This window comes from Variovorax sp. 3319 (assembly GCF_031456585.1).
In the GTDB taxonomy this organism is placed as follows: domain Bacteria; phylum Pseudomonadota; class Gammaproteobacteria; order Burkholderiales; family Burkholderiaceae_C; genus Variovorax; species Variovorax paradoxus_P.
In genome coordinates this window covers 196,386-218,924 of record NZ_JAVDUZ010000006.1, presented here as the reverse complement: position 1 = coordinate 218,924, position 22,539 = coordinate 196,386, and the positions used below count along the sequence as shown (strand labels likewise).

Annotated in this window: 28 protein-coding genes; 7 read left to right on the top strand and 21 right to left on the bottom strand. The window is 62.3% G+C overall.

Annotation, left to right across the window (positions count from 1 at the left end):
• Positions 1 to 29 precede the first annotated feature (29 nt).
• From J2X67_RS14380 to J2X67_RS14330, 11 genes are all read right to left on the bottom strand, one after another.
• A complete protein-coding gene (locus J2X67_RS14380) occupies positions 30 to 1,082 on the bottom strand; it encodes a GTP-binding protein (RefSeq protein ID WP_309953974.1) in 1,053 nt (350 codons plus the stop codon).
• Between the two features lie 85 nt (positions 1,083 to 1,167).
• Positions 1,168 to 2,388 carry a class I SAM-dependent methyltransferase gene (locus J2X67_RS14375; RefSeq protein ID WP_309953973.1) on the bottom strand — a complete coding sequence of 407 codons (1,221 nt, stop codon included), beginning with the start codon at positions 2,386 to 2,388 and terminating at the stop codon, positions 1,168 to 1,170.
• Complete coding sequence (locus J2X67_RS14370) at positions 2,385 to 3,428, bottom strand: tyrosine-type recombinase/integrase (RefSeq protein WP_309953972.1); 1,044 nt, start codon at positions 3,426 to 3,428, stop codon at positions 2,385 to 2,387. The genes J2X67_RS14375 and J2X67_RS14370 overlap by 4 nt, the downstream gene beginning before the upstream one ends.
• On the bottom strand, positions 3,412 to 4,017 hold the full coding sequence (locus J2X67_RS14365; protein ID WP_309953971.1) for a YdcF family protein: 606 nt from the start codon (positions 4,015 to 4,017) through the stop codon (positions 3,412 to 3,414). The genes J2X67_RS14370 and J2X67_RS14365 overlap by 17 nt, the downstream gene beginning before the upstream one ends.
• 26 nt (positions 4,018 to 4,043) lie before the next feature.
• On the bottom strand, positions 4,044 to 4,751 hold the full coding sequence (locus tag J2X67_RS14360) for a DUF484 family protein (RefSeq protein WP_281147908.1): 708 nt from the start codon (positions 4,749 to 4,751) through the stop codon (positions 4,044 to 4,046).
• A complete protein-coding gene (gene dapF / locus J2X67_RS14355) occupies positions 4,748 to 5,632 on the bottom strand; it encodes a diaminopimelate epimerase (RefSeq protein WP_309953970.1) in 885 nt (294 codons plus the stop codon). Before dapF ends, J2X67_RS14360 begins: the two co-directional genes overlap by 4 nt.
• Before the next feature lie 7 nt (positions 5,633 to 5,639).
• Entirely contained in the window at positions 5,640 to 6,302 is a 663-nt protein-coding gene (locus J2X67_RS14350; RefSeq protein ID WP_309953969.1) for a 2-hydroxychromene-2-carboxylate isomerase, read from the bottom strand.
• Positions 6,303 to 6,327: 25 nt separating this feature from the next.
• Positions 6,328 to 6,723: an I78 family peptidase inhibitor gene (locus J2X67_RS14345; RefSeq protein WP_309953968.1), complete on the bottom strand. Its 396-nt coding sequence runs from the start codon at positions 6,721 to 6,723 to the stop codon at positions 6,328 to 6,330.
• A 61-nt stretch (positions 6,724 to 6,784) separates the two neighbouring features.
• Positions 6,785 to 8,086, bottom strand: a complete 1,302-nt coding sequence (locus J2X67_RS14340; protein ID WP_309953967.1) for an MFS transporter — start codon at positions 8,084 to 8,086, stop codon at positions 6,785 to 6,787.
• A gap of 51 nt (positions 8,087 to 8,137) precedes the next feature.
• On the bottom strand, positions 8,138 to 9,136 hold the full coding sequence (locus J2X67_RS14335; protein ID WP_309953966.1) for a MerR family transcriptional regulator: 999 nt from the start codon (positions 9,134 to 9,136) through the stop codon (positions 8,138 to 8,140).
• Positions 9,137 to 9,346: 210 nt separating this feature from the next.
• Complete coding sequence (locus J2X67_RS14330; RefSeq protein WP_309953965.1) at positions 9,347 to 9,943, bottom strand: TetR/AcrR family transcriptional regulator; 597 nt, start codon at positions 9,941 to 9,943, stop codon at positions 9,347 to 9,349.
• A gap of 110 nt (positions 9,944 to 10,053) precedes the next feature.
• Here J2X67_RS14330 and J2X67_RS14325 point away from each other — a divergent pair, with 110 nt between their 5' ends.
• Together J2X67_RS14325 and J2X67_RS14320 are read left to right on the top strand one after the other, a co-directional pair.
• Positions 10,054 to 10,818, top strand: a complete 765-nt coding sequence (locus J2X67_RS14325) for an SDR family NAD(P)-dependent oxidoreductase (RefSeq protein ID WP_309953964.1) — start codon at positions 10,054 to 10,056, stop codon at positions 10,816 to 10,818.
• Between the two features lie 2 nt (positions 10,819 to 10,820).
• Entirely contained in the window at positions 10,821 to 11,636 is an 816-nt protein-coding gene (locus J2X67_RS14320) for an NADPH-dependent F420 reductase (RefSeq protein WP_409050494.1), read from the top strand.
• Between the two features lie 32 nt (positions 11,637 to 11,668).
• On the opposite strand, the gene J2X67_RS14315 is transcribed toward J2X67_RS14320, so the two are convergent.
• The 6 genes from J2X67_RS14315 to J2X67_RS14290 form a co-directional block, all read right to left on the bottom strand.
• Positions 11,669 to 11,989 (bottom strand): hypothetical protein, encoded by a 321-nt coding sequence (locus J2X67_RS14315; RefSeq protein WP_309953962.1) that lies wholly within the window; start codon positions 11,987 to 11,989, stop codon positions 11,669 to 11,671.
• A 240-nt stretch (positions 11,990 to 12,229) separates the two neighbouring features.
• Positions 12,230 to 12,808, bottom strand: coding sequence for an imm11 family protein (locus J2X67_RS14310; RefSeq protein WP_309953961.1), 579 nt, complete (start codon positions 12,806 to 12,808; stop codon positions 12,230 to 12,232).
• A gap of 365 nt (positions 12,809 to 13,173) precedes the next feature.
• A complete protein-coding gene (locus J2X67_RS14305; protein WP_309953960.1) occupies positions 13,174 to 14,106 on the bottom strand; it encodes an ankyrin repeat domain-containing protein in 933 nt (310 codons plus the stop codon).
• Positions 14,107 to 14,123: 17 nt separating this feature from the next.
• On the bottom strand, positions 14,124 to 14,939 hold the full coding sequence (locus J2X67_RS14300; protein WP_309953959.1) for a hypothetical protein: 816 nt from the start codon (positions 14,937 to 14,939) through the stop codon (positions 14,124 to 14,126).
• 1 nt (position 14,940) lies between these two features.
• Positions 14,941 to 15,330, bottom strand: a complete 390-nt coding sequence (locus J2X67_RS14295; protein WP_309953958.1) for a GNAT family N-acetyltransferase — start codon at positions 15,328 to 15,330, stop codon at positions 14,941 to 14,943.
• A 71-nt stretch (positions 15,331 to 15,401) separates the two neighbouring features.
• Positions 15,402 to 15,992 carry a TetR family transcriptional regulator gene (locus J2X67_RS14290; RefSeq protein ID WP_309954087.1) on the bottom strand — a complete coding sequence of 197 codons (591 nt, stop codon included), beginning with the start codon at positions 15,990 to 15,992 and terminating at the stop codon, positions 15,402 to 15,404.
• Between the two features lie 146 nt (positions 15,993 to 16,138).
• Here J2X67_RS14290 and J2X67_RS14285 point away from each other — a divergent pair, with 146 nt between their 5' ends.
• The 3 genes from J2X67_RS14285 to J2X67_RS14275 all read left to right on the top strand — a co-directional run bounded on the left by J2X67_RS14285 (position 16,139) and on the right by J2X67_RS14275 (position 17,974).
• Positions 16,139 to 16,873, top strand: a complete 735-nt coding sequence (locus J2X67_RS14285; RefSeq protein WP_309953957.1) for an SDR family oxidoreductase — start codon at positions 16,139 to 16,141, stop codon at positions 16,871 to 16,873.
• A gap of 21 nt (positions 16,874 to 16,894) precedes the next feature.
• Positions 16,895 to 17,494 (top strand): NADPH-dependent F420 reductase, encoded by a 600-nt coding sequence (locus J2X67_RS14280; RefSeq protein ID WP_309953956.1) that lies wholly within the window; start codon positions 16,895 to 16,897, stop codon positions 17,492 to 17,494.
• 108 nt (positions 17,495 to 17,602) lie between these two features.
• Positions 17,603 to 17,974: a hypothetical protein gene (locus tag J2X67_RS14275; RefSeq protein WP_309953955.1), complete on the top strand. Its 372-nt coding sequence runs from the start codon at positions 17,603 to 17,605 to the stop codon at positions 17,972 to 17,974.
• 31 nt (positions 17,975 to 18,005) lie between these two features.
• Here the strand turns inward: J2X67_RS14275 and arr are convergent, their stop codons facing one another.
• The 4 genes from arr to J2X67_RS14255 form a co-directional block, all read right to left on the bottom strand.
• Complete coding sequence (gene arr, locus J2X67_RS14270) at positions 18,006 to 18,401, bottom strand: NAD(+)--rifampin ADP-ribosyltransferase (RefSeq protein ID WP_309953954.1); 396 nt, start codon at positions 18,399 to 18,401, stop codon at positions 18,006 to 18,008.
• Positions 18,402 to 18,459: 58 nt separating this feature from the next.
• Positions 18,460 to 18,750 carry a putative quinol monooxygenase gene (locus J2X67_RS14265; protein WP_281147888.1) on the bottom strand — a complete coding sequence of 97 codons (291 nt, stop codon included), beginning with the start codon at positions 18,748 to 18,750 and terminating at the stop codon, positions 18,460 to 18,462.
• Positions 18,751 to 18,883: 133 nt separating this feature from the next.
• Positions 18,884 to 19,756 carry an AraC family transcriptional regulator gene (locus J2X67_RS14260; protein ID WP_309953952.1) on the bottom strand — a complete coding sequence of 291 codons (873 nt, stop codon included), beginning with the start codon at positions 19,754 to 19,756 and terminating at the stop codon, positions 18,884 to 18,886.
• A gap of 97 nt (positions 19,757 to 19,853) precedes the next feature.
• On the bottom strand, positions 19,854 to 20,180 hold the full coding sequence (locus J2X67_RS14255; protein ID WP_309953950.1) for a hypothetical protein: 327 nt from the start codon (positions 20,178 to 20,180) through the stop codon (positions 19,854 to 19,856).
• A gap of 381 nt (positions 20,181 to 20,561) precedes the next feature.
• Here J2X67_RS14255 and J2X67_RS14250 point away from each other — a divergent pair, with 381 nt between their 5' ends.
• Both J2X67_RS14250 and J2X67_RS14245 read left to right on the top strand, forming a co-directional pair.
• Positions 20,562 to 21,878: an AAA family ATPase gene (locus J2X67_RS14250; protein ID WP_309953948.1), complete on the top strand. Its 1,317-nt coding sequence runs from the start codon at positions 20,562 to 20,564 to the stop codon at positions 21,876 to 21,878.
• On the top strand, positions 21,875 to 22,522 hold the full coding sequence (locus J2X67_RS14245; RefSeq protein ID WP_309953946.1) for a retron system putative HNH endonuclease: 648 nt from the start codon (positions 21,875 to 21,877) through the stop codon (positions 22,520 to 22,522). Before J2X67_RS14250 ends, J2X67_RS14245 begins: the two co-directional genes overlap by 4 nt.
• Positions 22,523 to 22,539: the final 17 nt, after the last annotated feature.

The window sequence follows — 22,539 nt, the reverse complement described above, 5'->3', positions numbered from 1 at the left end:
CCCGGCGGGGGAAGGAGCAAGTCAACGCGTCACACCAGGCATTGCTCGAGCCCCTGCTCCAGAATTTCGCGCGGCAGCTCGATGCCGATGAACACCATGCGGCTCTCGCGCGCTTCGTCCTTGCCCCACTCCGGGCCCAGGTCGCTGCCCATCAGCTGGTGCACGCCCTGGAAAATGACTTTGCGCTCGGTGCCCTTCATGTTTAGCACGCCCTTGTAGCGCAGCATGCGCGGGCCGTAGATGTTGACGATCGCACCCAGAAAATCCTCGAGCTTGGCCGGATCGAACGGACGGTCGGCCTTGTAGACGAAGCTCTTCACGTCGTCGTCCGTGTGGTGATGATGGCCGTGCCCTTCGTGCTTGTGCGAAGGGTGGTCGCAATGCTCGCCATGCGCGTGGTCATGGTCGTGATGCTCGTGGTCGTCTTCCTTCAGGAAGTCGGGGTCGATGTCGAGCTTGGCGTTCAGGTTGAAGCCGCGAAGGTCAAAAATGTCCTTCAACGGCACATCGCCGAAGTGCGCCTTTTGCTGCGGCGCGCGCGGGTTCATGTGCTTGAGGCGGTGAATCAGCGCCTCGGTTTCTTCGGCCGACACCAGCTCGCTCTTGCTGATGAAGATCTGGTCGGCAAAGCCCACCTGGCGGCGTGCCTCCTGGCGGTCGTTGAGCTGCTGCGGCGCATGCTTGGCATCGACCAAAGTCAGGATGGAATCGAGCAAATAGCTTTCGGCAATTTCGTCGTCCATGAAGAAGGTCTGCGCCACCGGGCCGGGGTCGGCAAGGCCGGTGGTTTCGATCACCACGCGGTCGAAGTCGAGCAGGCCCTGGCGCTTCTTGGCGGCCAGCAGTTGCAGGGCTTCGCGCAGGTCTTCGCGAATGGTGCAGCAGACGCAGCCGTTGCTCATCTGCACGATCTGCTCTTTCGACTCGGTCACGAGAATGTCGCTGTCGATGTTTTCTTCGCCGAACTCGTTCTCGATGACGGCGATCTTCTGGCCGTGGGCCTCCGTCAGGATGCGCTTGAGCAGCGTGGTCTTGCCCGAGCCTAGAAAGCCGGTAAGGATGGTGGCGGGAATAAGGGCCATGGTGTGCTCCGAAAGCGGAAAACTGGGAAGAAGAAAAACTGGAGAGGCAGTTTAGCCAATGCCACTCAGTTGCGTTGCCGCGGGGTCAAGCCGCCTTTTTCACCACCACCAGCCCCTTGAGGTATTCGCCTTCGGGAAACTCGATGGTCATGGGATGGTCGGGCGCCGCGCCCAGGCGTTCGCTGATGTAACCGTCTACTTGCGCGTCGATGCCCGCTGAAGCGACGATCTTGTGGAAAAGGTCGGCGCTGATGCCGCCCGAGCACGAAAAAGTAAGCAGCACGCCGCCGGGCTCCAGCAGTTTGAGCGCAAGCCGATTGATGTCCTTGTAGGCGCGGGCCGCGCGATCGGCGTGGGCGGCGGTGGGCGCAAACTTGGGCGGGTCGAGCACGATGGCGTCGAAGGTGCGGCCCTGTTCGATGAACTCGCGCAGCACGGTGTTGACGTTGGCATCCAGAAACTCCGTCTTCACGCCCGAACCCTCGCCGCCAAAGCCGTTCAGCGCCAGGTTGGCCCGCGCCTTGTCGAGCGCCGGCAGAGATGAATCGACCGACACCAGCTCTGCGCCTTCCACAACGCCCGCCGCCTGCAGCCCCGCGAGCGCCGCCACGGTAAAGCCGCCGGTGTAGCAAAAGCAGTTGAGCACGCGCCTGAAGCGCCGGTGCTGCGCCAGTTCGGCAAAGCGCTGGCGGCTGTCGCGCTGGTCAAGGTAGAAGCCAGTCTTGTGTCCCGTCGCAACGTCGAGCGACAGCTTCCAGCCGTGCTCGCGAATCGTCATTTCGGTGGCGCCCTCCCCGCGCAGCCAGCCTGTCACGGGCTTCAGCCCCTCGCGCTCGCGTCCGCTGGCGTCGGAGCGCTCGTAGAGCTTGTTCAGGCCGGTCGCTTCGAGGAGCGCATCGGCAATGGCGGCCTTCCAGCGCTCGACGCCGGCCGACAGGAACTGCGCCACCAGCGTGTCGCCGTAGCGATCGACGATGAGGCCCGGCAGCCCGTCGGCCTCGCCGTGGATCAGCCGCACGCCGTCGCTCTGCAGGTCGAACAGCCCCCTGGCCGCGACCGCGCGGGCGCATACCGAGCCCAGAAAGGCGGCATCGATGCGCTGCGTTTCGACAAAGCTCCAGGCCCGCGCGCGGATCTTTGACACCGGGCTGAACGCCGCCCAGGCGAGGAAGGCGCCGTCGTGCGATTCGACGCGCACCGTCTCGCCCGAATCGGCACCGCCGCGTGCAATGGCGGATTCGAATATCCAGGGGTGGCGGCGCTGCAGCGAGCGCTCTTTGCCGGGCTTGAGGCGGAGGGTTTTCATTTGTTGTCGGTGTCGTCTTTTTTGGGCTTGGCGCGGGCGCTTGCTTCAGCGCGTGTCCGCGTATCGGAGCCTTCCGGTCGGGCCTGCGCACGCGGGTGGGCCGCGTCGTAGGCCTTGGCCAAGTGCTGAAAATCCAGCCGGGTATAGATCTGCGTGGTAGCAATGTTGGCGTGGCCCAGCAGCTCTTGCACCGCCCGCAAGTCGCTGCTCGACTGGAGCACATGGCTCGCGAACGAATGCCGGAGCATGTGGGGATGCACCGGCGCCGCCAAACCGGCTTTCAGGCTGCGCTCGCGCAGCAGCTTCCACACCGCATGCGAGGACATCCTCAAGCCCTTGCTGTTGATGAAGAGCGCCGCCGCGCCGGCCGGGTCTCGCAAACCTGCCGTAGCCAGCGCCGGGCAATCGTCACGCACCGCGAGCCAGTCGCGCAGCGCCTCGGCCGCCTTGCCGCCGATTGGCACAAGGCGCCGCTTGCTGCCCTTGCCGAGCACATTGGCTTCCATTGCGTCCAGGTCGACCCAGCCGAGCGCCGTGTTGCTGGCGCGCGCGTCCAGGCCGGTGAGCTCGCTCACCCGCAGGCCGCAGCCGTAGAGCACTTCGACGATGGCGCCGTCACGCGCTTCGGTCCACGGGTCGGCCTCGGGGTCGTACATTTCGGCGAGCCGCACCGCATCGTCTACCGCCAGCGCCTTGGGAAGCGGCCGCGCGGCCTTGGGCGCATGCACGTCTTGCACGGGGTTGAAGCCCACCAGCCCTTCGTTGCCGAGCCAGCGGTAAAAGCTGCGCCAGCACGAAAGCACCAACGCAATGCCGCGCGGCTCGCGGCCGGCGCCGTGCAGCTGCGCCATCCAGCGCCGGATGTGCGCTGTTTGCACGCGATCCAGCGCAAGCCCGGCTCCGGCGGCGTTGTCGACGAGCGCCTGCAGGTGGATGGCGTAGAGCTCGACCGTGCGCGCCGCCAACCGGCGCTCCACGCGCACGTGCTCCAGGTATTTTTCTACCCAGCGCGTATCGGTCGTCTCAGTGGAGGTAGCCATTGAACGCATTGTTCACGACAGCCAAAGGCTCGCGCAATGCGCCCTTGAAAACCATGCCCCAGCGCTGCCAGCAGCGCGTGCTGGCAGCGGCGTACTGAACGTCGAAGTCTTTGTCGAATCCGCCGGCCCGCACCAGCCGCTCCACGCGCCACAGGTGATAGGGCTCCGACACCACGATCACGCTGCGAACGCCCGCCGCCTGCAGCAACGGGCGCGAGAGTGCGAGGTTCAGCCGGGTGGATGTGGAAGCCGGCTCCAGCAGCAGCAGGCCGGCATAGCCTTCGGCACGCGCATGCTGCTGCATGACTTCGGCTTCGATGCGGCCGTCTTCCTTGTCGACGCCGCCCGAGAGCACCAGTTGCTTCACGCGGCCCGCATTGGCCAGCGCAATGCCCGCATCGACCCGGCCGGTCAGGCACGGGTTGGGCTTGCCGTCCAAGTACGCGCGGTTGCCCAGGATCAGCGCGGCATCGGCCGGGCGCTGGGGCGGATTGCCGAGGGCTTCGACTGCGTGCCGCCAAACAACGGCCGCAATGGCCAGGTACGTCAGCATTCCGCCAAGCAGCACCGTCCACAACACGGGCCGCACGGCCCGCCAGGACCGGTGCCGCCCGCTCAAGGCCGCAGCCGCGACAGGGCGCCCGAGGCCAGTTCTGCGATGCGCTCGAGAAAGTCGGTGCCCATTTCGGCGTTGAAGCGCTGTGCGTCCGGCGAAGCCAGCACCAGCAGGCCGAAGGCCGGAGATTCGGCATCGGGCCGCAGCGGGATCAGCGCAATCGACATGGCGCCGGCCGGCTCGGGCAGCCAGTTGGCCGCCTCGAAGCCCGAATTGAGTCCGCAGTAAGGCGAAGTGAGCGAGGTGGCCAGCGCCTTCACGTCGTCGCTCACCCACTGGGCGTAGGCCTCGTTCAGGTAGTCGGCCTCGCAGTCCCACACCTTGATGGCGGTTTGCGGCACCAAAAATAGCGACTGCAGGTCGACCGCAATGCGATACGGCAAGCTGCGCGGGTCGCGCGTGGTCAGGAGGCCCTTGGTCCAGCGCTGCAGGCGGTCGGCAATGACCACGTTCTCAGTGCCGTGGCGCACCATGTCCATCAGGCGATGCTCCAGCGCCTTGATTTTTTCGCGCAGCATTTCGGCTTGGCGCTCCTGCAGGCTCACGGCGCGGTTGCCGTGCGGGCTGGTGAGCTGCACCTGCGCCAGCAACTGTGCGTGCCGCTCGAAAAAGTCGGGCGTGTTCGCCAGGTAGTTGGCGATGTCGTCTTCGGTAATCGGGTTCATGGCGTTGGCGTGGTCGTCTTTGTTGTTTCTGAAGTTGGTCATGGCAGCTCGGGCACCTCGATGTCCCCCTCGAAGACCGTGGTGGCCGGCCCGGTCATGAGCACGGGGTTGCCCTCGCCCTCCCAGCCGATGGTGAGCACGCCGCCGTGCGTATGCACGTCGACCCGGTTGTCGAGCAGGCCCAGCCGAATGCCCGCCACTACCGCCGCGCAGGCGCCGGTGCCGCAGGCCAGCGTTTCGCCGGCACCGCGCTCGAACACCCGCAGCTTGACGTGCGTGCGGTCGACCAGCTGCATGAAGCCTGCATTAACCCGCTGTGGAAAGCGCGGATGGTGCTCGATTTGCGGGCCTTGGCGCTCTACCGGTGCAGTTTCGACGTCGTCGACCAACTGCACCGCATGCGGGTTGCCCATGGACAGCACCGCCACCGAAACAATGGCCGAATCGGCATGCGTGCCAAGCGCCAGGTGCCAGGTGTGCCAAGAGCCCGTGGGCTGCGCGTCGAGCCCCGCGGTGTCGAAGGGCACGCGGGCCGGCTCGAAGATAGGTGGGCCCATGTCGACCGTCACCCGGCCGTCTTCGCTCATGCGCGGCTCGATGATGCCGGCCAGCGTTTCGACGCGCACCGTGTCCTTGTCGGTCAGGTGGTGCTCGCGCACATAGCGCATGAAGCAGCGCGCGCCGTTGCCGCATTGCTCCACCTCGCCGCCGTCGGCGTTGTGAATCACGTATTGAAAGTCGATGCCCTCGCCCGCGCCCTTCGACGGGGGGCGTACCGTAAGGATCTGGTCGGCGCCCACGCCAAAGTGGCGGTCGGCCAGAAAGCGGTATTGCGCGGCCGTAAGGCCCAGCGGGCCACGCGTTTCGTCGAGCACGACAAAATCGTTGCCGGCTCCCTGCATCTTGGTAAAGCGGATTCGCATCGGGGGATTATCCGCCCCTCGCGTGCCGAAGCTTGTCCAAAGCCCGGTCCAGAAACGCCAACCTGTCTTGCCCCCAGAAACGCTCGCCGTTCAGGATGAACGTGGGTGCGCCGAACACGCCCGCCTCTATGGCCTCGGCGCTGTTGGCGCGGTAGGTGGCCAGCGTTTCGGCCGACTGCTCCAGTGCCTGCAGCGAGGCGCCGTCGTAGCCGTTTTCGTCGGCCACCGCAATGCGCACCGCCGCTTCGGAGGTGTCGCGCTCTTCGGCCCACAGCGCGCGCAGCAGCGCATGCGAGAGCGGCTGTGCGTCGAGCCCCTTCAGTTGCGCCGCAATCACCATCCAGCCGGGATACTTGTTCCAGTTGGGATCGACCGGCGCACCCTTGGGGTAATACGCCGGCTCCAGGTTGAGCGGCATGCCCAGGTAGTCGCTCCAGCGTGCCAGCTCTAGCGCGTGGTACGTGCGCCGCGGCTCGGGCCGGGTCTTCAGCGGAATGCCGCCGGTTTGTGGCACCACCGCCTGAAAGTCATAGGGCTTGAGGGTGAGCCGTACATGGTGGCGGCGCACGATGTCTTGCAGCTGCGGGCCACCCAGGTAGGCCCAGGGCGAAGAAAGGCTGTAGTAGCAGTCGAGCGCGATGGGTGTGGAGTTTGTCGTCTTCTTCGTCATCGCGGAATTATCAAATCAACTCGGGTCAGCCGCAGCGCGCGGCAACCACAAGACCCTGCGGATCGACATCGACATTGAGGCGCGCCGGATCGGCCGGCGTTGGCAACGGCGTGCCGGCCGGCGAGGTGCGCGCAGACCTGGAACCGGTGCGGGTACGCATTTCTTCCAGCAGCAGCGGGTCGAGGGAGCGGCCGAGCGCGTAGCGGGCCTGCACGGCCTGGCACGTTTCGTCGGCGGGCACGGTGGCAAACACTGGCGGTGGCGGCGCCTCAGACGTGAGCGGACGAAATTCCGGCCTTGCCTGGCAGCCGGCCATGAGCAGCAAGGCGGCGCAAAGCCCCCAAGCCGTGGCACCGCGCGCACGCGTGCCAAAGATGAAACCGGGTTGCTTGTGGCTGCGGGGCGTGGTGTGGTACTTCATTCAGCGGATCGTAGCCCCGGCGATGGTCAAACCACCTGCCATGATCGATCTGAACCGATGGTTAAGAACCGGCGCCGCGCACCGGTGCCGCCGCCTCGTCGACACCGCGAATCGGCGTTCCCACCCAAGCCAGAACCGCGGCCGCCACCAGCAGCAACCCCGCCCCCGTGAACAACTGCGGCAGCGACACCACCTGCAGCAGCCACCCCGCAGCCGCCGATGACACGGGCACGAGCCCCATGAAGATGAACATGAACAGGCTCATCGAGCGGCCCAGCATTGCCGGCGGCACGCGCTTCTGCACCCAGGTGAACACCGCCACCTGCATGAAGCCGCCAAGCACCCCCACCAGCACCATCAGCAAAGCCCCTTGCCAGGCAGCAGAGATGCCGCCCATGGGCACGAACAGCAGCCCGATGGCGATGTCGGCCAGCAGCACACTGGTGCCCAGGGTGCCGATGCGCAGCCCCGGCCGCAGTCCCGACACCACCATGCCCAGCAAGGTGCCGGCACCGTGCGCGCCGACCATCACCCCGAGGGCCGAAGCGCCCAGGCCGGGCCGGCTTTCCGCCAGCACCGGCAGCGCGATATGCAACGGCCCCAGCACCAGCACGGCGACCGCGCCCCAATAAAGATAGAGCGTGCGCAGCTGCGCATCGCCCCAGACGTGCCGCACGCCGCCGACCATCGAAGCCCAGATCGGCGCATGCCTCGCGGGGTCAGCCGGCAGGGCGCGCATCTTTACGTGGGCGAGCGTCCAGGCAGAGAGCGCGAAGCTGAAGGCGTCGAGCGCGAGGGCTATCGCGATGCCGCCTGCGTTCTGCACGCCGCCCGAGCCGTCGCCGAACAGCGCAATCAGCACGCCCGCCAGGAGCGGCCCGACGAACATGCTCAGCTGGCGCACGCCCATCATCACGCCGTTGGCGGCGCCTAGCTGCGCGGGCGCCAGGGCGTGCGGCAGGATCGACGTGCCCGACGGGATGCTGAAGGCACTGCTGATGCCCAGCGCCAGCGACAACGCGTAGATGGCCGGCAGCGTCATCACGCCTTGCCACACACCCGCCGCCAGCAACCCAAGCAGCACGAAGTTGACGTGCTTGGTGAGCATCAACACGCGCTGCGGCGAGAACCGGTCGACCACCGCGCCGCCCAACAGGATGAATACGGCGCGCGGAATGCCCACCAGCGCCAGCACGGTACCCAGCGCCACGGTGTCCCCGGTCAGGCGCAGCACCAGCCAGGGCAGTGCGAGCAGCGTGAACTGGTCGCCAAGCAGCGAGATGGCGCTGCCGGTTATCAGCCAGCGGAAGTTGCGGTCCTGGAAAAGCGCCGCGCGTGCGGCCGAGTCTGTTTTGGTTGTCATGTCGGTCCTCTGGAACAGGGGCCGACTGTGCGGGCTCACGCTACGTGAGGGTCAAGCACTTTCATCGACGGGCGACAGGAATTCGCGCACTTCGCGTCCGAGCGGCAAGCCGGCCAGCAGCAGCGGGTGGCCAAGATGCAAGGTGGCGAGCTTCGCGAACAGCGCGGTGTTGCCGCCGCAGGTCTTGTGCAGCAACACCGCCCAGCGCTTGCGAAGCGCTTGCGCCTTGGCACCATCGCGCCGCTCGCCAGCCCGGAGCAAAGCCTGGCCCTCGGCATCGATCGCCTGCGCCTCGGTGTCGGGCATGGGGGGCAGGCGGAATTCCACGTTGCCGCAATGCTCCTGCATCAACCGCACACGCAGTTCGATGGCCTGCTCCATGAACTCCATCATGTCAGTAGGCGGCGCCCCACCCTGCCCGCGCACCTTCGACTCTTGCCGGAACATGGCGCCCCAGCGATTCATCAGCGCGTAATTGCCGCCCATCCAGCGCACCATCAGCATCGTCCAGCGGCGGGTGAGCGCCTGGCACTCCCACGTGTCGATGCCACCGCCCGTGTCCATGTAGCGCCGTACCTCGGCCTGCAACTGCAGCCAGTCTTGCTCGACACCGACGTAAGCCCCGAGGATCTGCTTCAGCTCGCCCGCCTCGAAATAGCGGCCGAAGGTTGTCATCAGCGAAAGCGTCTGCACCCAGTCGTCCATGCTGGGGCTGCCACCCTTGCGCAGCATGCCGTGCATCAGCGCCAGCCGCTCGCGCAACTCGGTGGCCTGGCGAATCTGGTGGTCCAGCGCGTGCATCTGCTGCTCGATGACCCGCTCAGGGGCAGCTTCGCTTCCATCGAGGAGAGGCCCGATCTCTGCGAGCGCCAAGCCCAGGTGCCGCAGCGCCTGAATGGCGTGCAGGCGGGCGACGTCGCCTTCGGAGTAGAGACGGTAGCCGGAGTCGGACCGGCCGGAGGGCTTGAGCAGGCCGATCTCGTCGTAATGGTGGAGGGTGCGGACGGTAAGACCGGTGGAGCGGGCGAGGTCGCCGACTTTGATGCGCATGGGGGATTGTGGCGCTGCGGGTTACCGTTTCTGCGGGGGGCTTATCGTGAGCTTGAATGTCTGCTCAGGGCCGAGGCCGTGTAGAAACGCGCGCGACGCCGGTTCGGCCCGGATGCACGGGCATCGCGCCACGGTGCCGCGGCAGACCGCTGCCGAAGCGCGCGCAAAAGCCGTGCCGGGCAGATCCCGGGCCCGCCTGAACGCCCCGACTCACCGCGCGGGCGATGGTCCCGAGGCGCCGGCGCGCAATCCCTGCATGACGAAGCTGACCAGCCAGTCGAGTCGCGGCTGCCATTCGCCGCTGAAGTCGATCAACCAGATGCCGGCGGTCGCCAGGAAAAAGTCGTCGGTCGTCACGCCAGCCCGGATCGTGCCGGCGCGCGCATTGGCATCGAGCAGCAACTGCGCCGCGGCAATGACCGGCGCGTAACCGTCGTTCCCCTGGCAGTTCTTCATGCTTGAGACCTCGCTCATCGCATTGGCCAGTCCGGCCTTGGTCCTGGCGTATTCGGCGAGGCGGTGCAACCACCGCTCCAAGGCTTCGTCCGGCGCGTGCTCTTGGAGCAACCGCTCGGCGAAGTGCGCCACTTGGCCCATCTCGTACTCATACACCGCCATGATTAGCGCTTCCCGCGTCGGGAAGTGGCGATACATCGTGCCCTGGCCGACTCCCGCCTTTTGTGCGATCGCACTCAGCGGCACGTCCGCGGCGCGTGCCAGTTCCGCGAGCGCCACCGACACGATGCGCTCTCTATTTTGCAATGCATCGGACCGTGCGGGCCGACCGGTCTTCTTCGCCTGTTCCACAAACCCTCTTTTGAGTAAGGCCAACCAAACAAACGGACAGATGTCCGTATACTCGCCTAAACGGACAAACGTCCACTACTGATCTTAACCGGCGCGACCTGCGAAAACCAATGAAGCCCTCTGGCAACACTATTCTCATCACCGGCGCCACCTCGGGCATCGGACTCGGCATGGCGCTGCGCTTTCAGCGGGCAGGGAACAAGGTGATCGTTGCAGGTCGGCGAACGGCGCTGCTGCAACAGATCACCCGTGAGCATCCCGACATCGAGTCGCTCGAACTCGATGTGGCCGAGCCACAGTCCATAGCAGCCGCTCGAGAACACGTGCTTGCCCGCTTTCCCGACTTGAACGTGCTCGTGAACAACGCCGGCATCATGCTGCCGGAGAACGTCTTGAAAGCGGACTCGCTCGAGGTTGCCGAGCGGACGATTGCCGTCAACCTGCTAGGCACGATCCGCATGACCCACGCCTTCCTGCCGCAACTGATGACCAAGGACAACGGTGTCCTCATCAACGTCAGCTCGTCTCTTGCGTTCGTCCCATTTCCTGCGGCCTTGACCTACGGTGCCACCAAGGCAGCCGTCCACTCCTTCACCGAGAGCCTGCGGGTTCAGCTCGCCGAGACGGCGGTGCGAGTGATCGAAATCGTGCCGCCAGGAGTGCGCACCACCTTGTTCGGCCAGGAAAACGACGATCAAGCCATGCCGCTGGAGGAGTTCCTGACCGAGACGCTCGCGCTGCTGCATGGCGAACACGTGCCGAACGAGGTCGTCGTCGATCGCGCCAAGTTCCTGCGGTTCGCAGAGGCGAACGGCCAATATGGCGACGTCTTCGCCATGCTGTCCGCCATCCCTGCGCCCGGACAGGATCACTGAGAGTGCCGGTGGCGTTGCCCGCCGCCGGACGAAAAACACGTCAACACTTCATCCACCCCGCGATAAACATCAAAAGGAACATCATGAAAATTGGAATCATCGGAGCAGGAAATATTGGCGCAACGCTGGCCCGTATCTTGGCAATCGCCGGCCACAACGTGAAGCTGGCCAACTCGAAGGGGCCAGAAACCCTGAAGGACATCGTTGCCGGGACGGCAATCGCTGCCGTCACGCGAGATGAAGCGGTCAAAGATGTCGAGGTCATCATCCTGTCCGTACCGTTCGCTCGAAATCCGGAACTTGCGCCGGTGCTTGCCAATGTGCCAGCGGGCGTTATCGTAGTCGACACGTCCAACTACTATCCGGTGCGAGACGGCAAGATCGAAGAGGTAGACGAAGGAAATTTGGAAACCGTCTGGAGCAGCGAGCAGATTGGAAGGCCTCTCGTGAAGGCCTGGAACGCGCTCCTGTCCTTCACACTGTCCGACTGCGGATCGACAAGTGGCTCCGCTTCCAGACTGGCCATACCGATCGGTGGCGATGATGTCGCTGCGAAATCCGTGGTGTCGGGTCTTGTCAGCGAAACCGGCTTCGATGCCGTCGATGCTGGCCCGCTATCGGAGTCCTGGCGTTATCAACCGGGAACGCCCGCCTATTGCACCGAACTCGATGCAGCGGGCGTGACGAAAGCGCTTTTGGCGGCTGACAAGTCGCGCTCTCCTCGCAATCTTGAGCTCATCACGAAGGCATTCATCGAGGGGAGCTTGCCGTACGAGCGTGAAGCTATGGTCGCCTTCAATCGCAAGGTAACGAGCTGAATATCTTGTCCGGTACTGGCCGTATCCTGCCCTTAGCTTGCCGGCCATGAGACAGCATAGTCGTCCTTAAACCAATTCAAATACGCCGCGGCGAAGTGATACGCGAGCTGGAACATGGCCTCGCTGTCCTTGCTGGAAACATCCCAGGGGAAGAGGTTTATGACGATGAAAAGCGGTCGCTCATCGGAGGCCTGAGCTAGGACGTTCTGCCACACGGGCGAACCAAGCGAATCCAGGAGTTGCTTGTTCTGCAGCTCGGCGCCTGAGCGAAGAATCGCGCAAGCATAGACAACATGGTCGCCAATGCTGAAGTTGCACTTCCTTGCTGCACACTCCACGCTCCAGAAAGCCAAGGGCCGTCCAAGTGGGTGGCGACGACTGGCCCGCCGCACAAGAGGTTTTCGCAAATATGCGAGCCACTTTTTCGACAGTGCATCCCCGTGCAAGCTCGAACTCTCCAGCAGTTCCCCGTCGACTGCACAGTGCATGACTCCCTCATCTTCCTCCAATGACTGCTTTCAGTTCTATTCTGTTGCAGCAGTGAGTGGCTTCTCCTAGCCAATTGTTGTTCTAGGGAGCTAACAGTTCACCGATCAACTGGTGAAGAGTGAAGGCTCTAGCAATTTCACGCCAACAAGCTCTCGCTCGATTCTTTTGGACAGTTCATCTTGCACTGCAATCTGACCAATCTGCGGTAGATATGCCAGCGGCGTATAGGTCAATGCGTCGGGCTTGAGAACGAGCTTGCTCACATCCCTCATCAAGCCGTGTTTGAGCAGCCGAGGATCAAATTTCGACTGAGACAAATCGATCGCCTCGTCCTCCACCGCCAAAACATTGAGCGCGAAGAACTCGCCCGTCAGGGTCGTCTTCTTATAGGTGACTTCTAGAGGAAGAAATTCGCATTGGCACTGATGCGCTTGCAAGAGGAGCGCAAACCGCTGTGAGACGATCCAAAAAGGGACCGTCATGATGAAGTCGGTCAACCCCACAGGGCTTTCCCGATCATCTCGAAGAGCGACCCTCATCCGCTCCCAGTTCCGTCCGCAAAGCTGACCTTCATTGAGTTCGATGCTCAAGTCGTCAAATATCCTGGCGAGGTCCGCTTGATGAGGAGTCGCTTCTGGTGCCGGGACGTCTCGCCGAAGATTGAGGGTCAGCAGCTTTGTCATTTCGATGTTCGGTGTCTGCTTTTCAAGACAGCTTCGAGATTGGCCGGTTGTACAGCTTGCCGGCGAGGCTCCTGCCGGTGGCCTTGTCGCCTGATTCGAATGCCGCAATCATCCTCATCAGATCCGACCCAACCTGCTGAGCCACGTCGCGGTTTCTCAGCCGTGGCTCTGCCAGTGCCCATAGGTCTCGCAAGTCCCTCATGTGAGTTTCGAATGTCCAACTGCTCCAATCCGGGTATTCGTCAGGCGAGTTGGTCCAGGCGGCCGAGATGGCCCCTTGGAGGTTGTTCAAGGTCTCACGAAGTGACATAGCTTCCCCAAATTCTGCCGTCGACATGAGCTTCCGGCTCTCGCCAACTGCGGCCTCAACCCATATGCGCGCCCCGCTTTCGGCGCCCCCTCATCAGCCCTCTTAGGTAGGATGCAGTTTCCGTGTGCCCCTGCGCCTTGGCGAGATCTTCCGGGAGCATTCCTCGGCTCGAACGCGATTCCAAGCTCGCGCCAGCCTTCGTTAGCACGCGCACGATTTCTATCGATCCGGCCCCGGACGCGACGTGCAGCGGTGAGAGCCCACCAGACACGCCATCGGCGCAATCAAGATGATTCAATGAGACGCGATGCTTGACCAGGACGCGAATCACGCCTAGGTCTTCTTGAAGAACTGCATGGCATACAGGGCGCAATCCGGCAAGATCCTTCGCTTCTCCGTCGACGCCATTGGTCAACAGAAAATCTGCAGCGTCAGCGTGGCCTGAGAAAATTGCAGTGTTCAAGACGGAAGTTTTGGTCAGGGAAGTCACGTTGAAGTTGGTCTTGTAGCGACTCAACAACTTCAGCATCTTCAATGCGTTCTGGCTCGTGGTGGCGTAGTGAGCGACGGCATAGTCATCGTTCCTGACGCCATTTTGGTAGTTCGGATTTGCACCTTGAGCCAGCAGATAGTGAGCTGTTCCCAGATTTCCCGCATCTGCGGCAATCAAGAGTGGCGAATCCCTCCTGGCGTCTTGTGTCGGCAAATCGACTATCGCGCCATGCTCAACAAAAAGCGCAAGCATCTTCGCATCACCGATGCGTGCGGCGACATGCGTTGCCGAAGTACCTGATCCCGAGAACGGCGTGTTTGGAACGAAGCCACGCTGAAGCAGCTTTTCTGCCCGCGAGTAATTGAGAGTCTCGATGGCCTCCAACATCTCTTGTTCGCTCGCCGATGCTTCGGTCGCTCGTTGTGCAGATGCCGCGCTGGCGTACACCAGCAATGCGGAAGCAATAGCGGTGCAGAAAGTTCGTAACAGATTCATTTGCCATCCAAAATAAACTATCGCGCAAAGCGCAGCAGCATTTCGGGATCGTCGTTAAGTGCAGTTCGTCCGACCGTTGCCAAAAGCGAATAGATAGCAGCAAGCAGAGAGACTTGAACGCACGGATCTTTTCTCGCGGCCAAAATATTTCGAGCCCAGTCCAGAAGCGCGTTCGCATCTTCGAGGCTATGCGTGTACCCATAGAACACTCGAAATCCGCTGATGGTGAAGCCAACATGATCCGGCAAGAGCCTCGCGAATCGCCATCCTTTGCGCTCAACAAAATCGGCAACCTGGTCGAGTCCACGGCGTTCTCCGAAGCAGATCGACCGAAGGCTGATGAGCACGAGCAGCGCCGTACACCGATAGGCGGCCGCATCATCGATTTTTGAAGGCAGATGGCGACTGACTCCGAGCGAGCCCTGGAATGATTGCTCAGGCAATTCGGCGAGCGCAGCCAAGACTGCAACAAATCCCTCGTTGCCCAGAATCGGATCGAACGCAGATGGCCCTGATTTCCAGCGTTCAAGTATCAGTTGTGCGTCTGACCAGAAGGATTCCTTCCCTTTGAGGGCAGCTTCAGCCATGCCGGCCAAGTACTCGTTGGGATGATCAATGAGTTCATCAAGATCAAGCGAAGTCGAGCGAACGTTCGCTTGGCGAAGATCGGTCGACTCAAAGGGCAAAAGTTTTTGCACCCTTTCAAAGAGGACCTGCAATTCACGGTTAGCAAGCAAGGTCATGGCGCTTTGACTTGGTTTGGTTTTTTTACCCCGCCAATGTTTGGCGTTGGCGGCATTTTGTCTTCTGCGCCGGCCGGACAGTTCATCCACTTTAATTTCGCAAGCGCTCCATAGCGGTCGTCGAGGCGATGAAGCCAAGCTTCGCGAAGAATCCGGCGGCGCCTTCTCTTCCGGCTCGAAGCACCCAGGTGATGTTCGGTTCCGACCCGACAAGGCGCTCGACAAGTGCCTGCCCGATGCCTCGCCGTCGGTGCGACTCAGCAACCACCACCATGGACAAATACCCGTTTGAAATTCCGTCGGTGATTGCGCGAGCGAAACCGACGACCTGGTCGTCTGCCACCGCAACCAACGCTCGCTGCGAAGCCGAGATCAGCCGGCCGAGTTCTTCAACATTACCGACGCGATGGGCCCACCCGTTGCACGTCAGCAAGCGATGAACTGCGTCGAAATCGGCAATAGCAATGCTGCGAACTAGCATCCCTGCTCCTCTTGAAACTCGCCCGATTGCGGCGTTATTGCGAAGGCCCGGTTTGGCCGCAAGCGGAGGCCCTATTCGGGTAACCGTACAGGTTGCCTCTTCACATCGCTGCTCGCCCCGCTAGTCAAGATGGCACTCGCAATGATCTGAAAAAGATGATCGGCCTTTGGTGCAAATGCGTGCTGGCCGAAGAGCCATCCGAGTGCCGACATCAGGGCAAAGAGGTCGTCCGCATCCATGTCGGCGCGCGCCGTTCCTTCGGCTTGGGCGCGAAGCAGCAGTCGCGCTCCGGCTGAGCGCACCGCCATGCATGGCGCGTAAAGCGCGGACTCCGGGTTGGCGTGCGCGCTTGCCATCAACGCAACAACGCCGTTGTAGCTACCAACAAACGCCACCCCTTCGCGAAACCAGGACACGAGCGCTTCGTCAGGTGCGCTCAGCGTTTCGAGCTCGCTCGCCTTCTGCGTCAGCCCATCCAGGTTCGTACGCAGCAGCGCTTCGAACAAAGCCTCTCTCGTCGGGAAATGGCGCAGCAATGTGGCCAACCCCACTTCGGCCCGACGGGCGATGTCTCGCATCGATGCATCGGCGCCATGTTCAGCAACGACATCGCGCGCGACTGCAAGTAGATGGCTGTAATTTTTTCTGGCGTCGGCTCGCATAGGACAGGAGGGGTATTTGACAATCGGATCAGTGATCCATATATTCGGATCAGTGAATCGGATATTCGGACCACTGATCCACATGATACCGCGCCTCTGTTCTGACGAGAGCTTCGGCGCAACAACCCCCAGGAAAGATGCATGACATGACCAGACTGAATGGAAAAACCGCCGTAATCACCGGCGGCGCGACCGGCATCGGCCGCGCTGCGGCAAAGCGCTTTATCGATGAGGGCGCCTTCGTTTACATCTTCGGCCGCCGGCAGGAAGCGCTCGACGCGGCTGTGGCCGAGCTCGGCCCCAATGCCCGGGCGGTGAAGGGCTCGGTCTCCGACGAGGCCGATCTCGACCGGCTCTACGCGGCGGTAAAGGCCGAACGCGGAACGCTCGACATCGTCTTTGCCAACGCCGGCGCCGGAAGCCCGCTTCCGCTCGGCAAGATCACCGCCGAGCACATCGACGAGACCTTCGACACCAATGTGAAGGGCACGATCTTCACGGTTCAGAAGGCGCTGCCGCTGATGCGCGAGGGCGCATCGATCATCCTGACCGGATCGAGCGCCGGCACCACGGGCGCCCCTGCATTCGGCGCCTACAGCGCGAGCAAGGCGGCGGTGCGCAACCTCGCGCGCACCTGGGCAGAAGACCTGAAGGGCACGGGCATCCGGGTCAACGTGCTGTCGCCCGGGCCTACGGCCACCGAACTCGCCAAGGCGGCGCTGGGTGAGGAGGGCATGAAGGTTTTTGCCTCGATGAATCCGCTCCAGCGCATGGCCGACCCGGCTGAGCTTGGGGCCGCTGCTGCGTTTCTTGCCTCGTCGGACAGCAGCTTCATGACAGCCAGCGAGCTCGCCGTTGACGGCGGCCTGGCACAAATCTGACGCGCAAACCAAAGGAAACATATGAGCTACGCAATCATCGGCTTCGGCAATGTCGGCCAGGCCCTCGCCAAGGCGTTTGCCCGCAAGGGCATCGAGGTGTCCGTTGCAACCACGCGCGATCCCGAAAGCTTTGCGCCCGCCGCGGCGGCAATCGGGCCCACGGTCATTCCCAAGAAACTGGCAGACGCGCTCAAGGCCGACACCGTCTTTTTGGCCGTGCGTTTCGAGTCGCACCAAGACGTAGCGAAGGCCCTGCCGACTTGGCAGGGAAAGACCATCGTCGATGTGATCAACGCCTATGGCGTGCCCCCTGAGCAACTGGGCGGAGAGCCTTCTTCCAGGGCCGTCGCGCACGCCTTTACCGGCGCACGGCTGGTGAAGGGCTTCAACCATCTGGTCGCTGCCGTGCTTGGCCAGGACCCTGCCGTACATGGCGGCAAGAGAGTCGTGTTTTTGTCGAGCGACGACGACGGCGCAGCAGCGGAGATTGGCGCGCTTGCAGAAAAGCTCGGGTTCTCGCCGATCAAGCTTGGCGGCCTCTCGGAAGGCGGGCTGCTGGTGCACGCGCGCGGCAATAGCTGGGGTCAACTGATCTTCAAGGACCTGGTGAAGTTCGATTGACGATTAAGTGACATTTGGGAACGTTCTTCACCGTGGCGATGTACGCGGCGCTGACCGCCCACGCGTTGGTTGGGCATCAGGGCTATTTCTCGCCCTCCAGGAGCTGAAATGACGTTTTCCCGAACCGCTTTCAAGTTGGGTGCCGCCGGCCTCGTTGCCGCTGCAGCCTTGTTCACCGCCGCATCGGCCAACGCGGGCACCAGCTGGTCCATTGGTGTCAACCTGCCCGGCGTGGTCGTGAGCGAACCCGCACCGGTCTACTACGAGCCGGCACCCGTCTACTCGCGGCCCGCCCCAACCTACTACCAGCCTGCACAGCCGGTCTACTCGGCCCCGGCACCCGTCTACTACGAACCTGGCACTCGTTGGGAAGAGCGCCGCGCACAACGCTGGGAAGAGCGCCGCGCAGAGCGCCGTGAGTGGCGTCGCCAGCAATGGGAGCGCGAGCAGCACCGCCGCTACTACGAAGATCGCGATTGACCCAGCGCGGCATCGGCGCGGGGGGCGGGATTCAGTTGATGATCTCTCCCATGCCTACACGCACGCGCTCCCTGAGCTGCGCGATGTACTCCGCATCGAAGCGTTCCCACGTTTCGAGTTCGCCCACAATTCGAAGTGGCTCCCGGCTGCGGTACGAGCGTGTGGGATTGCCCGGAAACTTCTTGTCGGTCACGTTGGGGTCGTTTTCGAAGGCACCTGTGGGCTCGACGATATAGACGCGGCAGCGGCCGTCGCCCTTTGCCATTTCGGCGGCCAGCCCGGCGCCTTTTGGCAAGGCCGTAAAGTAGATGTGGTTCATCACCACTTCGCCGTCGTAGTTTGAGCGGAAGCCCGCGGTAAGCAGGTCGCCCACCTCAAGGTCTGCCCGCGTGCCGTGGAAGTAAGGGCCGGTGTCCAAGACAGCCATCGCAAGTCGCTCCTCTACAGAAACGAAAAAGCCGCGGAGTTTACTTCGCTACCCTTCGTCAAAGCTCCGCGCAATACCAGCTCACAGGCGCACAAGCCAGCTGCGCCTCCAGCGCACTCCACGCGCCCGACGCCACTGCGCGATCGATATGCGCCTGATGGTGGCTTTGCGATTCCCATGATTCGACCAGCGTGAACACGCACGCGTTGTCGCTGCGCCCGAACAGCTGCACGCCCCGGCAGCCATCCGCCGACGGCAACGACTGCTTGACCTGGTTCATGAGCTCCGCAAATGCAGAGGCGCCCTCCGGCTTGGCTTCGAAAGTAATGATGACGTTGATCGGGTCCATGGAAGTTCGCGCTGCTTTCAACAAAAGAAAAAGGAAGCAGTCAGGTTAGCCAGCGCCCTTCGCCGCGCCAAGACGCGAAGCTGCGAACACATTGACCGTGGCTGCGAAGCTGCCGCAGCCCTCCCCTCCACCATCAACCCGACTGCACGCGCCGCACGTATTCCGCAGGCGTTGCCTCGAACCGCCTGCGAAACGCGCGGTTGAAATGCGCCGCGCTCTCGAAGCCCACCTTCGCAGCCGCATCGCCGGGGCGCAGCCCAGTGCCCAGCATCAGCATGCGCGCCTCTTCGAGCCGCAGGTCGCGAATGCAGCGCATCGGCGTGACCCCGGCCACCTCTCTGAAACTGTGCGCAAAGTGCGAAGGGCTCATGTGCACGTGGCTGGCAATTTCAGCCACCGACAGCGGCCGGCCCAAGTGGCGGCGCATGAAGGCGATGGCCGCTTGTATGCGCGCGCCCGCCTTGGTGACGGCACTCGCGCTGCGAATGGCCGCCGCCGCCTCGGAGCGCAGCAGCCGCAGCACGATCTCTTCGACCGCCAGCGGCGCGAGCGTGCGGCGGTCCACCGGGTCGTCCGCCGCCAGCAGCAGGCGCGCGAAGGCCTCGACCACCTCCTGCCCCACCGGCGCCGTGAAGTTCTCGGTCACCCGCGCCGGCTCGGCCGCGAGCTTGCCGCTTTCTGCCAGCGCGACGAAAGACTTGACCAGCACATCGGGCGGCAAGTCGAGATGAATGGCGAGGTACGGCTCTTCGGTGCTCGCCCCGACGACCGTGCCGAGGCACGCGACCTCGGCGCCGAGCACCAGGCACTGGGTGGCGCCGTAGTCGAGCGAGCGGCGGTCGCTATTACCAAGGTGCGCAGTCTTGCGGCCTTGCAAGACGACCACGACGCCGGGTGTGAGACGTTGGGTTTTCTCGTAGCGGATGGGATGGGAAAAGCGGTAGTAGCGCAGGCCGGGGTAGAGGGCGTCGGTGCGGCCGTCTGAAGAGGCTCGCGCCGCGACCATGGTCCGCAGTCGTGCCCAAGTGGCGGAAACGCTTTCAGATTTGCGATCGGCAACGGGTGAAACGGGCATCGGCTGTTTTGTGGGGGAAAAGCTGGCGCTACATGCCGCCGGGGGTGCCTCGTTGAAGCGCTTGGTGAACCACGCCAGTGGCAGCGTTAACGGTGTTGATGCGAACCAGCAGTGCGTCGTTGAGCAAGCGCAGCAAGGCGCTCAGTTCGGTGCGGCTCGGGGTGAGTACTTCGCAGTCACTCAGGGCGCTGGTGTCGATGAGCTTTTCGAGCGCCGTGTAGGCGCGCACCACGTGGTTGAGGGCCTCGGCGTCGTCGCAAGCTTGCAGAGCAAGGTCATCGAGACTGAGCAATGCGGGAGCAGGGAGCGTGGGCCGTGCGAGAGTTTGCGCGGGCGCGTGAGCAGATGCAGCCATGAAAGGCCTCCGAAGGGATTTTGCTTTGCTACAACCGCCGCACCCGCTTCCAAACAGTGGCGGCAGCTCGAACGGGTTGGAAGACCGGAAAACCCCTTGCAGAGAAACCGGCAGGGCTGCGCCCTCCCGTCCGAGCCGCCTAAAAGCAGCACGAACGAAAAAGCCGCAGACCATGTGCGGTTCCTGCGGCTTTCGTCGCAGGGGTTTTAGCGGGCTTCCAAACCCGATCGCGCTCTTTTTGCGCGACGGCACCAGTATATCGGCGATAGGCGTATCAACCAGACTTGCGGCGCTCAGCTCCGATCTGGGGATGTCTCGCCTATGGTGCTCAGCGGCACGACGCAGATAATCTCGAATAGTGCAAAAAACATAAGGACCATCATGCGAATCGACTCGATACGGCTCGTGAACTATCGCTGCCACGAGGATCTTCCGGTGGACTTTTCCTCTGGCTTCAACGTTCTCGTGGGCGCCAATGGAAGTGGCAAGACTACGATCCTCAAAGGCCTGCGCGACTGCCTTGGAGGACTCACGATGTACTTCAATCTGAGGCACGGTCAATCGCATCCACTGCAGGAGCCAGGAGATGCGCGAGTAAGCGTTGCGGAGGTCAACGAGCGTCGACGTTTTGAGCCCTGCTATCCGATTGAGTTAATCGCTACAGGACAAGCTTTTGGGACAAAGATCAAATGGTCGTGGAAGAAGGCTGGTTCGATCGAACATCCTCTGATCTCAGGAGATCCTCCGGGACCACTCTGGGTATCACAGCGCCCGCTTCCGAATTCTAGTGATGAGACGCTTCATAAAACATTGCCGATCGCGGTGTTCTATGGTGCGAATCGCAGGTGGGCGAAAGGAGCACTCAGCGAATTGGAGGCCGTAACGGAGCGCCACGCCAGAGCAGACGGATACGAGAGATGGTGGGACGCCTCGCTAGATTCTTCGGCCTTGGAAGGATGGATGATCTCTAAGAGCCTAGAGCGCCTTCAAACAGCGTCCGAGTTGGGGGAGGCGTTTGATGACGTGCTCGATGACGAGCTAGGCCTCGTCAACTCCGCGCTGGCAGGGGCTGTTGAAGGCTTAAAGGGCGTGCGCTATGACATGAGGCAAAGGGGGCTTCTTGTCGAGTGGAATGAAGATAGCTCCAGAAAACGCGTTCCTACACTCTATGAGAACCTGAGTGATGGTCAACGCTCAGTTATTTCTCTCGTTGCAGACATCGCCCGTCGTATGTGCCTTCTAAACCCACATCTTGGTCGAAGTGTGCTGACAGATACACCGGGAGTAGTGTTGATTGACGAACTTGATATGCACCTGCATCCGAAATGGCAACGGATGATCACAACAGGACTGACGGCCGCCTTCCCTGCGGTTCAGTTCATCGTCGCGAGTCATTCGCCGCAGGTGCTTGGAGAGCTCAAGCCAAAGGAGATCATTTTGCTTAGCCCTCATGGCATCACGCATCCCAAGGTCAGCTATGGGGTTGATTCGAGTCGCGTTCTCGAAGAAATCATGGGAGCATCTGCTAGACCTCCCATTGTCGAAACAAGGCTGTCTGAGCTATTTGCTGCCTTAGAGAGAAACCAACTGGAGGCTGCCCGCGAGCAACTCGAAGAACTACGAAAAATAGCTCCGGGCCTGGCGGAGCTTGCTGGTGCAGCCGCCCTGCTGAGGCGGAAGGAGACCATTGGAAAATGAGACATGTGAACAAGAAAAATGCTCCCGAGATTTTTCAGCAATGGATGGAGCTTGAAAACGACGACTGGCAACCAAGCTACGCTGATCTACACAATCCTCAAAAGCATGCTTTGCACGAGTCGCTGCTGTTAGAACAAGGTTGGACCTGTTGCTACTGCGGGCAATCAATTGACTTCGACAGCAGTCACATCGAACACTTCCGTCCGCAGGAAAGTCACGAGAACCTAGCTCTCGAATACGAAAATCTTTTCGCTTCCTGCGGAAGAAAATTCGAGGCGACAACACCATCGCATTGCGGACACGCCAAGAGCAACCGGTTCGACGAGCTTCAGCATATATCGCCGCTAGACCAGGGGTGCGAAGCTAGATTCCTCTATACGCGAGACGGGCAGATCTGTGCAAGCGATCCTGCAGACGCGAGCGCGGGCTACATGACTAGCTTGCTTCAACTCGACATTCCGTTTCTGCGGAACCGACGGGAAGAAGTTATCAAAAGAGTCTTCGACGAGGACTTTTTGAGCACTGCGACGAACGAGTCTTTACTAAAGCTAGGTCGAGTCTTTCGAGCGATGGATAACGATGGCAAAGCAGATGATCTAGGACATGTCGTTGCGCGCTTTGCAGAACAACAGACGACCGAGTAGAAGCCAATTTGCCATGC

What these genes read in the sequence shown, in the direction of transcription:
- J2X67_RS14325 (WP_309953964.1), top strand. Translation starts at nt 10,054, where the DNA reads ATGAAGCCCTCTGGCAACACTATTCTCATCACCGGCGCCACCTCGGGC.
- J2X67_RS14380 (WP_309953974.1), bottom strand. Translation starts at nt 1,082, where the DNA reads ATGGCCCTTATTCCCGCCACCATCCTTACCGGCTTTCTAGGCTCGGGC.
- J2X67_RS14295 (WP_309953958.1), bottom strand. Translation starts at nt 15,330, where the DNA reads ATGCTAGTTCGCAGCATTGCTATTGCCGATTTCGACGCAGTTCATCGC.
- J2X67_RS14370 (WP_309953972.1), bottom strand. Translation starts at nt 3,428, where the DNA reads ATGGCTACCTCCACTGAGACGACCGATACGCGCTGGGTAGAAAAATAC.
- arr (WP_309953954.1), bottom strand. Translation starts at nt 18,401, where the DNA reads ATGGCTGTCTTGGACACCGGCCCTTACTTCCACGGCACGCGGGCAGAC.
- J2X67_RS14350 (WP_309953969.1), bottom strand. Translation starts at nt 6,302, where the DNA reads ATGACGAAGAAGACGACAAACTCCACACCCATCGCGCTCGACTGCTAC.
- J2X67_RS14340 (WP_309953967.1), bottom strand. Translation starts at nt 8,086, where the DNA reads ATGACAACCAAAACAGACTCGGCCGCACGCGCGGCGCTTTTCCAGGAC.
- J2X67_RS14290 (WP_309954087.1), bottom strand. Translation starts at nt 15,992, where the DNA reads ATGCGAGCCGACGCCAGAAAAAATTACAGCCATCTACTTGCAGTCGCG.
- J2X67_RS14360 (WP_281147908.1), bottom strand. Translation starts at nt 4,751, where the DNA reads ATGACCAACTTCAGAAACAACAAAGACGACCACGCCAACGCCATGAAC.
- J2X67_RS14255 (WP_309953950.1), bottom strand. Translation starts at nt 20,180, where the DNA reads ATGGCTGCATCTGCTCACGCGCCCGCGCAAACTCTCGCACGGCCCACG.
- dapF (WP_309953970.1), bottom strand. Translation starts at nt 5,632, where the DNA reads ATGCGAATCCGCTTTACCAAGATGCAGGGAGCCGGCAACGATTTTGTC.
- J2X67_RS14245 (WP_309953946.1), top strand. Translation starts at nt 21,875, where the DNA reads ATGAGACATGTGAACAAGAAAAATGCTCCCGAGATTTTTCAGCAATGG.
- J2X67_RS14265 (WP_281147888.1), bottom strand. Translation starts at nt 18,750, where the DNA reads ATGGACCCGATCAACGTCATCATTACTTTCGAAGCCAAGCCGGAGGGC.
- J2X67_RS14335 (WP_309953966.1), bottom strand. Translation starts at nt 9,136, where the DNA reads ATGCGCATCAAAGTCGGCGACCTCGCCCGCTCCACCGGTCTTACCGTC.
- J2X67_RS14345 (WP_309953968.1), bottom strand. Translation starts at nt 6,723, where the DNA reads ATGAAGTACCACACCACGCCCCGCAGCCACAAGCAACCCGGTTTCATC.
- J2X67_RS14260 (WP_309953952.1), bottom strand. Translation starts at nt 19,756, where the DNA reads ATGGTCGCGGCGCGAGCCTCTTCAGACGGCCGCACCGACGCCCTCTAC.
- J2X67_RS14250 (WP_309953948.1), top strand. Translation starts at nt 20,562, where the DNA reads ATGCGAATCGACTCGATACGGCTCGTGAACTATCGCTGCCACGAGGAT.
- J2X67_RS14280 (WP_309953956.1), top strand. Translation starts at nt 16,895, where the DNA reads ATGAGCTACGCAATCATCGGCTTCGGCAATGTCGGCCAGGCCCTCGCC.
- J2X67_RS14375 (WP_309953973.1), bottom strand. Translation starts at nt 2,388, where the DNA reads ATGAAAACCCTCCGCCTCAAGCCCGGCAAAGAGCGCTCGCTGCAGCGC.
- J2X67_RS14285 (WP_309953957.1), top strand. Translation starts at nt 16,139, where the DNA reads ATGACCAGACTGAATGGAAAAACCGCCGTAATCACCGGCGGCGCGACC.
- J2X67_RS14275 (WP_309953955.1), top strand. Translation starts at nt 17,603, where the DNA reads ATGACGTTTTCCCGAACCGCTTTCAAGTTGGGTGCCGCCGGCCTCGTT.
- J2X67_RS14310 (WP_309953961.1), bottom strand. Translation starts at nt 12,808, where the DNA reads ATGACAAAGCTGCTGACCCTCAATCTTCGGCGAGACGTCCCGGCACCA.
- J2X67_RS14305 (WP_309953960.1), bottom strand. Translation starts at nt 14,106, where the DNA reads ATGAATCTGTTACGAACTTTCTGCACCGCTATTGCTTCCGCATTGCTG.